The organism is Rodentibacter caecimuris (assembly GCF_010587025.1).
In the GTDB taxonomy this organism is placed as follows: Bacteria; Pseudomonadota; Gammaproteobacteria; order Enterobacterales; family Pasteurellaceae; genus Rodentibacter; species Rodentibacter caecimuris.
Genome location: NZ_CP040863.1, coordinates 190,973 through 205,496, shown reverse-complemented (window position 1 = coordinate 205,496; position 14,524 = coordinate 190,973). Strand labels below are relative to the sequence as shown.

The 14,524-nt window shown below is 40.4% G+C and carries 11 protein-coding genes and 1 riboswitch; of the genes, 3 read left to right on the top strand and 8 right to left on the bottom strand.

Features of this window, described 5'->3' with window-relative positions; translation table 11 throughout:
* Positions 1–7 precede the first annotated feature (7 nt).
* Positions 8–217 (bottom strand): hypothetical protein, encoded by a 210-nt coding sequence (locus FEE42_RS00975; protein WP_059365277.1) that lies wholly within the window; start codon positions 215–217, stop codon positions 8–10.
* 76 nt (positions 218–293) lie between these two features.
* A riboswitch (TPP riboswitch) is annotated at positions 294–385 on the bottom strand.
* A gap of 165 nt (positions 386–550) precedes the next feature.
* Here FEE42_RS00975 and FEE42_RS00970 point away from each other — a divergent pair.
* Both FEE42_RS00970 and FEE42_RS00965 read left to right on the top strand, forming a co-directional pair.
* Positions 551–2,722, top strand: a complete 2,172-nt coding sequence (locus tag FEE42_RS00970) for a TonB-dependent receptor (RefSeq protein WP_164027479.1) — start codon at positions 551–553, stop codon at positions 2,720–2,722.
* 57 nt (positions 2,723–2,779) lie between these two features.
* Entirely contained in the window at positions 2,780–4,540 is a 1,761-nt protein-coding gene (locus tag FEE42_RS00965; protein ID WP_164027478.1) for an ABC transporter ATP-binding protein/permease, read from the top strand.
* A gap of 273 nt (positions 4,541–4,813) precedes the next feature.
* On the opposite strand, the gene FEE42_RS00960 is transcribed toward FEE42_RS00965, so the two are convergent.
* On the bottom strand, positions 4,814–5,710 hold the full coding sequence (locus tag FEE42_RS00960) for a DMT family transporter (RefSeq protein WP_135969219.1): 897 nt from the start codon (positions 5,708–5,710) through the stop codon (positions 4,814–4,816).
* A 326-nt stretch (positions 5,711–6,036) separates the two neighbouring features.
* Between FEE42_RS00960 and FEE42_RS00955 the strand changes: the two genes are divergently transcribed.
* Positions 6,037–6,477 carry a nuclear transport factor 2 family protein gene (locus FEE42_RS00955; protein WP_135969218.1) on the top strand — a complete coding sequence of 147 codons (441 nt, stop codon included), beginning with the start codon at positions 6,037–6,039 and terminating at the stop codon, positions 6,475–6,477.
* A gap of 30 nt (positions 6,478–6,507) precedes the next feature.
* Here the strand turns inward: FEE42_RS00955 and FEE42_RS00950 are convergent, their stop codons facing one another.
* From FEE42_RS00950 to FEE42_RS00925, 6 genes are all read right to left on the bottom strand, one after another.
* Positions 6,508–7,848 carry a replication-associated recombination protein A gene (locus tag FEE42_RS00950; protein ID WP_135969217.1) on the bottom strand — a complete coding sequence of 447 codons (1,341 nt, stop codon included), beginning with the start codon at positions 7,846–7,848 and terminating at the stop codon, positions 6,508–6,510.
* Between the two features lie 61 nt (positions 7,849–7,909).
* Complete coding sequence (gene lolA / locus FEE42_RS00945) at positions 7,910–8,542, bottom strand: outer membrane lipoprotein periplasmic chaperone LolA (protein WP_164027477.1); 633 nt, start codon at positions 8,540–8,542, stop codon at positions 7,910–7,912.
* A 25-nt stretch (positions 8,543–8,567) separates the two neighbouring features.
* The gene (locus FEE42_RS00940; RefSeq protein WP_164027476.1) at positions 8,568–11,351 is read right to left on the bottom strand and encodes a DNA translocase FtsK; all 2,784 of its coding nucleotides are present in this window, start codon (positions 11,349–11,351) and stop codon (positions 8,568–8,570) included.
* Positions 11,352–11,353: 2 nt separating this feature from the next.
* The gene (gene lrp / locus FEE42_RS00935) at positions 11,354–11,833 is read right to left on the bottom strand and encodes a leucine-responsive transcriptional regulator Lrp (protein ID WP_059365285.1); all 480 of its coding nucleotides are present in this window, start codon (positions 11,831–11,833) and stop codon (positions 11,354–11,356) included.
* Between the two features lie 74 nt (positions 11,834–11,907).
* Positions 11,908–13,284 (bottom strand): DNA repair protein RadA, encoded by a 1,377-nt coding sequence (radA, locus tag FEE42_RS00930; protein ID WP_059365286.1) that lies wholly within the window; start codon positions 13,282–13,284, stop codon positions 11,908–11,910.
* An 18-nt stretch (positions 13,285–13,302) separates the two neighbouring features.
* Complete coding sequence (locus tag FEE42_RS00925) at positions 13,303–14,352, bottom strand: CYTH domain-containing protein (protein ID WP_164027475.1); 1,050 nt, start codon at positions 14,350–14,352, stop codon at positions 13,303–13,305.
* Positions 14,353–14,524: the final 172 nt, after the last annotated feature.

Below are 14,524 nucleotides of genomic sequence, written 5' to 3'. Positions count from 1 at the left end.
TCCTTATTTAAAGTTCTAGCGTAAACCACGCTATACATAGATTAGGTTCAACATTGATTTGTTCTTGAACCGAACCCTGAATATCAATACTTTCGCTCAAACGTAACAACGTCGATTCGCCTGATGAACCTAATAATTTTTTAGAAAGAAATAAATTAAGCCGCTCAAATAAGGCTTGAACAGCAAAGTTAAGACTTAAATTCCGGATATACGCCATTGCCGACTCTCAAAATTAATAAGAGATTTGAATAGGCGAGAATGAAAAATTAAGAATGGAATGAAAAATGAAAAGATAATTTGGCATATTAGTTTCCTACGTCAGTGCTAACTGTTTCAGGTTCACGGGTATCATCTCAGCCACATCGTGGCACCCCGACTAAAGTGATTAAGAGTCTATACCGCCGCTGAAGAAAAAACAAGCAAAAGTGCGGTTATTTTTCTCTAAATTTTCATTTAATAGCAAATACAAATTATTCCTATTGAGGCAAATAATTATTTTCAGTTATACTTACCGCTCTTTTTTATTACATCAATTTTAAGGAAAGCAAATATGGCGTTTAAACACAGTATTCTTTACACCGCACTTTTTACCGGTGTATCTGTTTCAGTGTTGGCGGAAACACAAACCGATGTCAGCTCAAGTTCCGAAATGGTATTGGATCAAGTGAATGTCGTCACCGAATTGGAAAAAGCAAAAGCCGCTGGTGAAAAACAAAAAGAAATTGTTAATCTCAGTTTACTTGGGATGCAAACTGCATTTACTTCGCCTATTGCGGTTGTTCACTATGATGAAAAAGCCTTTGAAAATTCTCAACAACGTAATCTTTTAGACGGGATTGCTAAAATTGATTCTTCAGTAATGAATTTCGGTGGAGAAACCAATACGTTATCGGGAATTTATGTGCGAGGATTACAACTGGATGCCCGTCAAATTACGGTTAACGGATTAGCGGGACTTTATTCTACTTATAGCTCCCCAACCGCTGCCGTTAGCTCGGCTCAGTTAATTAAAGGTGCTTCAACGGCTGTCGCCGGAATGGATCCTGAGGGTGCCGCCGGTTCTTCCTTAAATGTTGAGACCAAACGGGCGACTGATAAAGACATTAATCAACTTGGTTTTGCTTGGTACAGCAACAATCGTTTACAGGAAACCTTTGATTTTGGTCGCCGTTTCGGTGCAAATAAAGAATGGGGTATCCGCCTAAACGGGAAATATCGTGATGGTGATACGGCACGCCGTAATTATGACGAACGAAACAAAGAATTTGCTGTGGGTTTAGACTATCGTGGTGAGAAATTCCGTGCCGGTATTGATTATATGTACACCAAACGGGCAACACATGGCGGTCGTGCACGTATTCAAGATATTCAGCGCTTAAACTATCGTTTACCAAGCTCCCCAAGCGGCGATACAAATTTTGTGCCGTATTGGAACGGTCAAACCACTCAAGATCAAACCATTATGGGAACCTTTGAATATGAGCTGCCTTATAGCATGGTGTTATCCGGTGGCTTGGGTTATATGGAATCACGCTATTACGGCAAATTCGGTCAAGTTCGAATGATGGATGAAACCACCTATACCGAACAATATCGTTTACAACAACTAAGAGCGATGGATTACCATATTCGTACAACAAGCGGAAATCTAAAATTACAAGGTGAATTTGAAACCGGTTCGATCAACCACAACTGGAATTTAGCGTTTGATGCGGTAAGACGCCAACGTGATTTCGATCAGGGGGCGGTTTTAAATCAAAATGTTTATTCCAATATCAACCTTTATCACCCGCAATTTATTACATCCCGTCAGCCTAATAGTGCTGTAACGCAGGGCGCAACGAACGAAAAACTAGCGAGTTACAGCCTTGCCTTTGCAGATACCGCTTCATTTATTGATGACACAGTTCGTTTAACACTCGGCGGACGTTTCCAGTGGATTAAACAACACGCCCTGCCTTATCCGGCAAAACCAAGCCGAGATGTTCGTTATCACGAAAATCGTTTTAGCCCAATGGTGATGGCAGCCTATGTACCTAATCCAAACTTAACTTTTTATGCCAATTATTTAGAAGATTTGGAACCGGGTGCAACCGATGAGGATACCGGCGTTATGGCAAAACCGGTTGTTAGCCGACAAATCGAATTAGGGGTGCGCAAAAACTGGAAAGATCTTGCGACCACAACCTTAAGCATTTACCAATTATCACGCCCCGGTATTCATGCTAAAACCGGACAGGAACAAGGCAAAGAACGTAACCGTGGCATTGAATTAAATATCTACGGAAATCTGCTAAATAGTACATTACGCCCAAGTTTAGGTATCACTTACAATCAAGGAAAATTAATTGATTACCCAAGTTTTGCCGGCTCGATTATCAACGGCTCACAAGTTGCCAGCCCTCGTTGGATTGCTAAAGCCGCCGTTGAATGGGATACCCCGTTTATCAGAAATTTAACACTCAATGCGGCAATTCAATACTATGGAAAATCCTATCAAGATTATTCTGAAAAATTTGCCTTTCCATCTTATACAACGGTTGATGCAGGTGCCAAATATGTGGCGAAATTAAGTGAGCAACAAAGCCTAACATTCCGTGTTGGAGTAGAAAATTTATTTAATAAATCATACTGGCAGGTTCAGCGCGGCCGTTATGATCGCAGCTTTGCCGTGTTAGGTATGCCTCGCACTTATTGGGCTAACGTAGAATATTCCTTCTAATTCATTGAGTCTTATCAGGGCGAAACACTCTCGCCCTTTTTTCATTGATAAACATTTATGAACTGGCAAACCGAACTCAATAATAGTTTAAACTGGATTTTGACCGCACTTTTTTGGGTGATAATCTACTTTATCCTTACAATTACGGCATTAAAACAAACAACTTTCGGCAAAAAATTTTGGCGAATTGCCTCGCCGTCCATTACCAAGCAAAACCGGGTTAAACTTATCGCCATATTGCTATTGCTTTTCCTAATGATTTTACTTGAAGTACGGTTTAGCGTGCTGAATTCATTCTTTTACAATGGCTTATACAGCTCAATGCAAGAATTGGCGTCGGATAAATTCTGGTTCTTTGCCAAACTTAATGCACTTTTGGCACTCATACAGGTGCTTCACGCCATTGTCGATTATTTTCTTCGCCAAGTATTTGAAATCCGCTGGTTAGAAAGCCTTAATGCTATTTTGGTGAAACGCTGGCTGGAAAATAAAAAATATTACCGTCTCAAATATGAGCAAGATCTGCCCGACAATATCGATCAACGTATTGAACAAGATGCCCGTGAATTTATCGGCAGTACCGTACAAATTGTGCGGGGTATGATTAACTCCGTGCTGACGACCATTGAATTTACTATTATTCTCTGGTCGCTTTCAGGCGTTCTCAGTCTATTTGGTTTACCGATTGAAAAAGGTGTAGTGTTTTTCATTTATGCGTTCATCATTTTTGCCACACTGATGTCTGTCTGGATCGGGCATCCGCTCATCAAACTTAATTTTAATAAAGAAAAACTCAACGGCGATTATCGTTATTCGTTAATTCGGGTGCGTGATAATGCGGAAAGTATTGCCTTTTATCATGGTGAGCCGAAAGAGCAAATTTTACTGAAAGATAAATTTTCGCAAATCATTGGCAATCGTTGGGCGATTGTCTTAAAAATGCTTGGTTTGGACGGTTTTAACAACGGTGTTACTCGTTTCGCCAAACTATTACCATTAATGCTACAAGCCCCCCGCTTTTTTAGCGGACAAATCAAACTGGGCGATATGCACCAAACCGTGCAAGCATTTAATCGATTAATGACCGCACTTTCTTTCTTCCGCTTATTTTATGAAGAATTTACCTTATATCAGGCACGTCTTAACCGTCTTTATGGTTTTATAACCAAATTAGATGAATTGGATAAGTCGGGAATCTCCCAACCTTATACCTGCTCCAATCGAGTGGCATTAAAAGATTTTGGTGTAAAAGATGAACAAGGACGCATTTTATTAAATAACATAAATGTGGAACTTGAAAATGGTGATGCACTACTCATTCAAGGGGCGTCAGGTACAGGTAAAACCACCTTACTCAAAGCCATTGCCGGCATCTATCCTTTTGAAATTATCGGTATTGCAGAACACCCCTGTATGGGAAGTTTATTTTTACCGCAACGCCCTTATATGCCACAAGGAACGCTGCGTGAAGCTATTTGTTATCCGGACATTAATCCTCATCACCCGGGCTTAATCAACATAATGCGCGATTGTTGCTTGGAAAAATATCTCCACGCACTTGATATAGAAAACGACTGGCAGGCTATTTTATCGCCCGGTGAATTACAACGGGTCGCCTTCATTCGTATTTTGCTCACCAAACCTGATGTGGTTTTCTTGGATGAAACGACTTCCGCACTTGATGAAGCCACCGAATATCAGCTTTATAAAATCATTAAAGAACGTTTACCGAATATGATTATTCTCAGTATCGGACATCGCAGCACACTCCATCAATTCCACAATAAACAATTGAAATTGGAAGTCTGTATTGTGTAGATAAAAGTGCGGTTAAAATTAACCGCACTTTCAGTATTATGTAGAAAATGATAGAACCGGTATTTTAATATGATTATAGGGACACACGGATTATTATATCCAATATCAATAACTTTAATGGCTTATAAACAAAGGGCATACTCAGTACGCCTTATATTTTGTATAAATTTTCTATTTTGTGTATTTGCCACATAATACCGAGAAACCAATAGAATATTATCAAACTCTTATTAATTGATGATTCTTTTATATCTTCAATAAATTTCATTGATTCTATTGCTGCTTTTTTCTCAATGAAAAAACACATCCCACAATAACTATCGCGGCACCAAAACCTTGATAAACCGAAATGGTTTCCCCCAAGGTGACATAACTAATTAAAGCCGTAGATAAAGGTACGGTTAATTGAATAATGTTAAAAACAACAATACCTTGCTTTTGAACGATATAAAATGCCAACAACATTCCCGTTAGCATTCCATACATTCCTGCAAAAATTAACCCTATTAATAAACCGAAACTCACATCCTGCAACTGATAAATAACGCTGCTATTTTTAGCTAAAATCAGATAAAAAATACCGGATAACGTAGCGGTAAAAGCACTGATAACGACTGCATTTAATTTTTTTGAAATCTTTTTAACAACAAGATTTTGGATAGATTGAATAAATATGGCGGTGCCTAAAAAAAGTGAACCCGTTATAAAATCGTTACCGCCACTCGAGTTATTCCCCTCAATGACAAATAGCAAAGAGCCAATGATCGCCAACACACTCCCCACATAAAAACTCTTCTGTTTTACCTTTTCCCTTTCATCGCGAAAGAAAATTGCCGCCATAATAACGGCTAAAGGCATGGATATAATACCAAAAACGCTCCCCGCTAAAGCCGAAGTATATTTAAGACCATTAATAAAAAAATACATATTGGCCGTCATAAAAACAGCCAACAAAAGAAGATAAAAAATGATTGCCGGTTCTCTTAACAACTTAACTAACTCATTCCTATATTTTAAGACACAAATAAAAACAAATAATAAACCACCAGAGATAAATCGAACCGCATTATTATTTAGTGTTTCAAAATGAATACTCATATAACGCATAATAGGAAAGCCAAAACCCATTAATAAAACATAAGAAAATCTTATTAGAAAATCATTACTCATAGGAAAAATTAATATAAAGGTAAGTAATATTGATGATTATAAGATATTTTGATGTTTTACCAATAAAAAAATGTAGATATGGTGTAGAAATACAACAACGCATAAGAAGGAAAATTCAATCATATCCTCAAGTAAGTAAAATTAGCTTAGCTAATAATCGAGATTCAAGGGTTCGGTGGAATTGATTGTTAGAATCTGCAATTCAATCAATTTTCGGTCTTAATTATTTCATAATAAGAAAAAGTCTATTTCCAAATACACACTAGCTTTAAGATTTAATTTCATTATAATGCGAAGCCTTTTTAATAGAATATGAAGGATTTTCAATGAAAAAAGCGCTTTTCACTACCGCACTTTTTGTATTTTCAACAAGCTTATTTGCTTCAACACCAGAACAAAACAAAGCCGCTGCGCTTGATTTCTATGAAATGGTGTTTAATCAACATAAGTTACAAGAAGCCAGTGACAAATATATCGGTAAAGAATACTTGCAACACAATCCAACCGTAGCGGACGGTAAACAAGCCTTTATTGACGCGTTTACGCCGTTCTTAAAAGCCCATCCAAAATCAAAAGCAACCGTAAAACGTGTATTAGCTGATGGCGATTTAGTTGCCCTACATGTTCATAGTCAGTTAAATGATGAAGATCGTGGTGAGGCGGTTGTGGATATTTTCCGTTTTGATAAAGACGGCAAAATTGTGGAACACTGGGATGTGATTCAAACCGTACCGGAAAAAACAGAGAGCGGGCGGAGTATGTTCTAAAGAAAAATGCGTGTCTCCAACACGCATTTTTTATTTGTACCGTTTTTTAACCGCACGTTTATCTTGCTCACGCAATCGTTCCAGTTTTTCTTTGATCTGAATTTCCATTCCACGATTTGTCGGAAAGTAATATTGTGTCTCTTTGAGTTCCTCAGGGAAATAATTTTCACCGGCAGCGTAAGCATTTGGTTCATCATGGGCATAACGATATTCCGCACCAAACTCCAACTCTTTCATTAGGTTGGTCGGTGCATTGCGTAAATGATGCGGTACATCATAATCCGGTAAGTTTTTGGCTTGCTCTTTTGCCGTGTTAAAAGCGGTATAAACCGCATTGCTTTTCGGGGCAACGGCAAGATAAATGATCGCTTGCGCTATGGCACGTTCCCCTTCATAAGCCCCTACACGGGTAAAACAGTCCCAAGCAGCAAGCGCCACTTGCATTGCTCGAGGATCGGCATTCCCCACATCTTCCGAAGCAATTGCTAAAAGCCGTCTTGCGACATAAAGAGGATCACCGCCCGCCGTTAAAATTCGCGCATACCAATATAATGCCGCATCCGGTGCGGAACCTCGAACAGACTTATGCAATGCTGAAATAAGATCATAAAAACGATCCCCCTGTTTATCAAAACGGGCTTGACGCTCTCCCAGTACCGCTTTTAACAAAGTGCGGTTAATTTTTTTGCCGTTTTCCGTTTCATCAGCCATATCGACCATCAATTCAAGGCAATTCAAGGCGAGGCGGGCATCACCATTAGCATATTCGGCAAGCGTCCGTAATAAATTCTCTTCTAAAATTAACCGCTCTTTTGCTAATCCACGCGCCGAATCTTGTAACGCTTGCTGAAGCACGGATTCTATTTCATCAACAGTTAAAGATTTCAACACATATACCCTCGCACGCGAAAGCAATGCGTTATTTAATTCAAAAGAGGGATTCTCTGTTGTCGCACCGATAAAAATAATGGTGCCGTCTTCAATATGAGGAAGAAAAGCATCCTGCTGACTTTTGTTGAAACGATGAACTTCATCTACAAATAAAATTGTTTTTCGAGCGGCAAGACGATTTTGTTTTGCACGCTCAATGGCTTCACGAATTTCTTTTATCCCACCGGTAACCGCTGAAATACGTTCCACATCTGCGTTAATTTGATTTGCAATAATTTCTGCCAATGTGGTTTTGCCGGTTCCGGGAGGGCCCCAAAAAACCATAGAATGGATATGCCCCGCTTGAATCGCTTTACGTAACGGTTTACCTTCACCGATAAGATGCGATTGACCAAAATATTGATCGAGATTCGTCGGGCGCATTCTAGCGGCAAGCGGACGAAAATCATTTTCCGAAAAATCAAAACCAAGATTAGCCATAACAGGATTCCATTGGAGAATTTAAAACAACATTGAGGGCGTAATCAATACGCCCCGAGCATTACTTTTTACGTTGATCGTCCAACTCTACCCCTTTTGGCGGCTTGAATTGGAACAAACTATCCGAGAGAGGCTGATTGGTAATATTGCGCAACACATAGAGATTGGTTTGACCGTCTTTCTCCGTGGTACTGAAATTTCTCAATATGCCATTTTCATCCACTCGAATATCAAATTGTTTGATATTACTTTTCGTTGATTTAGGTTTTAACACAAAAGTATCCGCCTGTTTTGTCACCGAATATTGATTCCAATGGCTCTTATCATCACTGGTTAGCAAGACAAAGGGAGTATTATTTATTGCCTCTTTCACCCACTGTGCCGTCACTTGCTGAACAAAAGGATCGTAATACCAAAGGGTTTTACCGTCTGCAATAATCTGTGTTTCTTGTGGCGATGTAGTCTCCATACGGAATAAATTCGGGCGTTTAATTTGAATTTTCCCATTCCCTTGTTGCACGTTTTTACCTCCGGCAGAAGTCACCGTTTGGGAAAAATCCGCACTTAATACATTCACTTGGCTTAAGCGTGATTGCAATTCACTTGCGACATCGGCAAGCGCCATATTGGCGAACCCGATTAAGCCCAATCCGATTAAACTAAGTGTGGTCAATTTTGAACTTATTTTTTTCATTTTACTTTCCTTTTTAAAGTAGCAATTAATAATCCGGACGACGCGCAAGAATTTCACGTTTTCCGTTTTGCATGGCGCTCACAATACCTTGTTCTTCCATTTGATCCATAATTCTGGCGGCACGGTTAAAGCCTACGCTGAATTTACGTTGAAGGGCAGATACGGAAGTGGTACCTGTTGTGAGGACAAACTCCATTACTTCATCAAATAGCGGATCTAACTCGCCACTGTTTCCCACTGATTTTTCAGCCGTTTCTTCGTCATCGGCACTCTCTAAAATGCCATCAATATAATCCGGTTTACCCCGTGCCCGCCAATCATCGGCGATACGTACCACTTCATCATCACTCATAAAAGCACCATGTACACGAATCAGATCCGAAGAGCCCTGCCCTGAATAAAGCATATCGCCACGCCCCAATAAGGCTTCGGCTCCCCCTTGATCCAAAATGGTGCGAGAGTCAATTTTACTTGCCACGGTAAAGGCAATACGGCTCGGCACATTCGCTTTAATTAATCCGGTGATCACATCTACTGACGGACGTTGTGTTGCCAAAATCAAGTGAATCCCAATTGCCCGTGCTTTTTGGGCTAAACGAGCGATTAATTCTTCAATTTGTTTACCCGCAACCATCATCAGATCGGCAAACTCATCAACGATCACAACGATATAGCTTAATTTTTTCAGTGCCGGCGGCATTTGATCCATAGTATCGCCCGGTTTCCAAATTGGATTCGGAATCGGCATTCCCATGCCTTCATATTCATCAATTTTTTCATTAAAGCCTTCAATATTCCGTACCCGAAGGGCTGAAAGCAATTGATAGCGGCGCTCCATTTCATCGACACACCAACGCAGTGCATTCGCCGCTTTTTTCATATCGGTGACAACCGGTGTGAGCAAATGCGGAATATCGTTATAGACGGAAAGCTCCACAACTTTCGGGTCAATCATGATAAATTTCACTTCTTCCGGTTGGACACGGAAAAGCAAACTTAAAATCATGGTATTCACGCCAACCGATTTACCGGAACCCGTTGAACCGGCCACCAGTAAATGAGGCATTTTTGCCAAATCCACGACAACAGGCTTACCACTAATATCTTTCCCCAATGCCATTGGTAAAAGTGCTTTAGAATCACGAAATTCGTTGCTATCCAGCACATCACGTAACGGTACAATTTGACGATGCGCATTCGGCGTTTCAATACCGATATAAGGTTTGCCCGGAATCACTTCCGCCACACGAATAGAACGGAACATCAACGCACGTGCTAAATCCGTATCAATATTTGTTACTTTTGAGGCTTTCACCCCCGGTTGTAATTCAAGCTCGTAACGCGTTACCACCGGCCCGACCAATACATCTTTCACCACTGCTTTTACATTAAAGTTCCGAAGCTGTTGTTCAATACGTTGCGACGTATCATGAATTTCCTCACGGGTGATATCCTGAGCTTGGGTCGGTCGATGTTCCAATAATGCTAAACTTGGTAATGGCGTACTCGGTTTTTCCCGTTTTATGGTGGGTTGCTGAAACGCCGGATGAACCAAAGAATCGCCATAGGGTTTATAAATCGGCGCGTCAGATTCCGCCAGAATCACTTGTAACGCCTCTTCGGCATTTAACGCTTTAGCACGGGCTTCCATCTCTGCCAAGCGTTGTTTCTCCTGTTCGGCAAATTGACGGGATAAATCATCTTCCAAACGATTGTCTTCTGCTACATCGGGATACTGCAATTCAGCCTCCAATGAAATCGCTTGCTTCATTGGTGCTAGCGTCACTTTTGGAATAGCGGGTTTATCTAAAGTAAAATCATCTTCACTTTGTGAATTTTCTTCCGTCTGTTTATTCCCCTGTTCCCACGACATCATAAAATCCGATTGTCTTGACATATTTTCCGGCTCGGAAATGGTGACTTTTGGCAATTCATCTAAATTTTCCGTTTTAAAACCATCAAATTTTTCGTCAAATTCAGATATTGATTTTTGATGTTGGGAAGACATATCCAAAGACGGTGATAATCCCCGAATATTGATCAGTTTTTCCGGTTGAACCAGAGGATTTTCTATATTTGTATCCGTTTCTGTTTCTTTGAAAGGTTGATTTTCATCTTTTTCCTCTGTTTCTTCCGACAATTTGTTATCTTCTTTAACCAAACTCAATGGTTTACGAATCACAATTTGTTCTAGTTCTTCAACAGATTCAGACGACTGCTCAAGCTCTTGGTGAGCGTCATTTTTCATCGTGAGCCAATTATAAAAACGCCCGATCAAGCGAATTAATGAAGCGCCTGAGCAAAAAATAAAGCCCAGAACAGCCAGTCCGAAACCGCCAAGAATACAGCCGATTTTTCCTAAAGTCGGATAAAGCGAAATCACCAGACTACCGCCTAATACACCGCCGGATAAGTAATAATTGGTATTGGAAAGCAGCAAGGTTGCCATAATGGTTAAGCCAATTAATAATGTAACGAAACCAAAACTACGCAACACAATTTTTGTGATTGATAGCGAACGGACAGCTTTTGTTTTTAGTAGAAATACCGGTACGAAAAAGATCAGAAAAGGCAGTAAATGCCCTACGTAACCCAAAAAAACAAAGAGGGCATCAATTATCCACGCCCCGAAAGCCCCCGCCTTATTAATTGTTTCACTCTGAAAACTGGCGGTTGACCAAGAATTATCCAATGGTGTGTAGCTTGACCACGCCACAATCAGATATAACCCGAAAAGTGCGGTCAATCCCAAGATTAATTCACCCAAGTATTGTTTAGGGGTGAAACGTTCAGTAATTCGTTTAATCATTTTTATTTTAAAACTAGATAATTGGTTTGTTTAACTTCTTCCATCACAACATAGGTACGTGTGTCATTCACTCCCGGCAAACGAAGTAAGGTTGTACCGAGCAATTTACGATAAGCCGCCATATCCGCCACTCGCGTTTTTAACAGATAATCAAAATCGCCCGACACCAAATGGCATTCTTGGATTTCATCAAGAGCTTGAATCGCCTCGTTAAATTCTTCAAATACATCGGGCTTGCCCCGTACAAGCGTAATTTCAACAATCACTAAAAGCGGGGCATCAAGTAATTCGGGGTTCAGCAAAGCACGATAGCCCATAATCACCCCCTGCTTTTCCAAACGTTTTACCCGCTCTAAACAAGGTGTCGGAGATAAACCGACTTTTTTGGAAAGATCAATATTTGAAATTTTGCCATTACGTTGCAATTCATTGAGGATTTTAATATCGATCGCATCTAACGCTTTGTTTAATTTCTTTTCCATTTTGTTTACTATCCATTTTTACACAGGCGTATTTTAGCGAATTTTGCCGAGGTTTTCAGTATGACAATGAATTTCTAGAAATTATCCAACACGTCTAATGCGTCCGCTAATTTTTTCACGGTAAAAACTTGCATATTTTCGACCGCACTTTTCGGTTTATTCCCAAAAGGAACAATAGCACGTTTAAAACCGTGTTTTGCCGCTTCACTAATGCGTTCCTGCCCGCTCGGTACCGGACGAATTTCGCCGGCAAGCCCCACCTCACCAAAGATCACTAAATCTTGCGGTAAGGGACGGTTGCGAAAACTGGAAATTAACGCCAGAAGCAAGGCAAGATCCGCACTGGTTTCCGTAACCTTTACCCCGCCTACAACATTCACGAATACATCTTGATCCGCCATTTGCAAACCGCCGTGGCGATGCAATACCGCAAGCAATAATGCTAAACGATTTTGCTCTAACCCCACCGCCACACGACGTGGATTTGACAACATAGAATGATCCACTAAGGCTTGAATTTCAACCAAAAGCGGGCGTGTACCTTCCCATAACACCATCACCGAACTACCCGGCGTTTGCTCGTCTCCACGGCTTAAAAAAATGGCGGAAGGATTTTTAACTTCACGTAAACCTTGCTCTGTCATACCGAATACGCCAAGTTCATTCACCGCACCAAAGCGATTTTTATGGCTACGTAAAGTACGATAACGGGAATCCGCCTCCCCTTCCAAAAGTAGGGAACAATCAATCGCGTGTTCCAACACTTTCGGGCCGGCAAGGGTGCCGTCTTTGGTGACGTGCCCCACCATAATAATCGCCACTTGACGGGTTTTCGCATAACGTGTCAAAAAAGAGGCGCATTCCCGCACTTGCGCCACACTACCGGGCGAAGATTGAATATCCGCTAAATGCATCACTTGGATAGAATCAATCACGATAATTTGCGGTTTGAGTTGATCCGCCAAATTACAGATTTGCTCTACTGAAGTTTCAGAAAGCATATTCAGTTGATCGTTCGGTAAACCAAGACGGTTCGCCCGCATTGCCACCTGCTGTAAAGATTCTTCCCCTGTGACATAAAGTGCGGTCATTTTTTGTGCCAAACCGCACATCACTTGCAACAACAAGGTACTTTTTCCCGCACCGGGATGACCGCCGATCAAAATCGCACTTCCCGGTACAATGCCTCCGCCCAGCACGCGATCAAGCTCTTTAAAGCCACTGCTGAAACGGGGCGTTTCCTGTAAACTAATTTCTGACAGCGTTTGAATTTTTGCCTGCGTTTCACCTGCATAACCGCTGAAACGATCATTTTTTGGTTTTGTGGCGGAAATCAACCGCACTTCGCTAATCGTATTCCACGCTTTACAGGCAGAACACTGCCCTTGCCAACGGGGAAACTCCGCACCACAATCATTACATACATAGGCTGTTTTCGGCGCTTTTGCCATTCTTTCACCCTTAAATTTTTACAATGCGAGATTCATCAATTTCACCACTCTCTCAACATAAAAACGGTTTTTAAAAAGTGCGGTGAGTTTTTCAATGGTTTTTTCATTATCTTTCGTTTCGCTATGAAAACGAATCAATGCCTGAATTTTATTAAGAAAATACTGATTGTTTTCTAACAATTGCGGCAATATATTATCGTCCGTTAAGTTTTCTCCTTTACTTTTTACGACGGCCTCAAACAATCCCTTATTTTCATCATAATAGTGATATAAATTAAAAAAAGCGCCTACACGTTCTACAGTTTTCATAAAATCTTGGCAAAAAACCGATTTTGGCAATGACAGGGTTTCCTCCACCAATTCTTGTTCCATTTTCAGTACAGCATTAAATTTAGCCTGAAAATCAACCGCACTTTCTTCCCGTTCCGCTCTTAAAAAATCACGCCATTTATTTAACCAATCGGTCATTATAGGGAGATGTCCTAATTGATAGCCCCGTTTTGCCTTGCTGGCACTGCTGAAATACATATCGGTTAACATCGGCAATTCTTCAACAAAATAAAACAGATCGCCAATTTCCCCCTCTTTTAATTCAAGCTCAATTTCGCAAATCGGTTGTGAACGATCGCCATTCACAATTTCTCCCTGGTCAAAAGCCACCTCAATTTTGGAATCTCGAAATTCAATCAGCCATAAAGTGCGGTTAAAATCCGTTGAGAATATGGCATTCAATGGTGCATTGGGTAACTGCTCAAAGTGGTACAGTTTCCGTAACTGTTCATTTGTCGGCGTTTCTTTTTCTTTCAGCGGTAAATTATATTCCGGACGCTCGTGCAAACCACCGACAACTCTCCCATTGGCTTTCAGGGTTAATGTAAATTGTTGATCTTCTTGTCGAATACGCAATCCCATTTTCTGTTTAGCAAGAAAATGATCAGGGTAATCATAATAAGTATTACCAAGAAAAAATCTTTTATATTCCAATAAGGTGAATTGTTTGAGATGCTGTTCCAATAAATTGAATGCTTCCACTGAAACAACAAGCTTGAGTTCGATTTCATTGTTCATGAGGATAAATCCTTATTAATTTAACTGGTTAAATATACAAGTAAATATAAATAAATCAAGGTTTTTGTGCCTTATCGCTTTTCAACGAAAACATAACGAAATTTCAAAATGTTAGCCAATCTTTTGACTTATTGAGTGAAAATCAGCCTAATTTTTTCATTTCCGAGCAGTA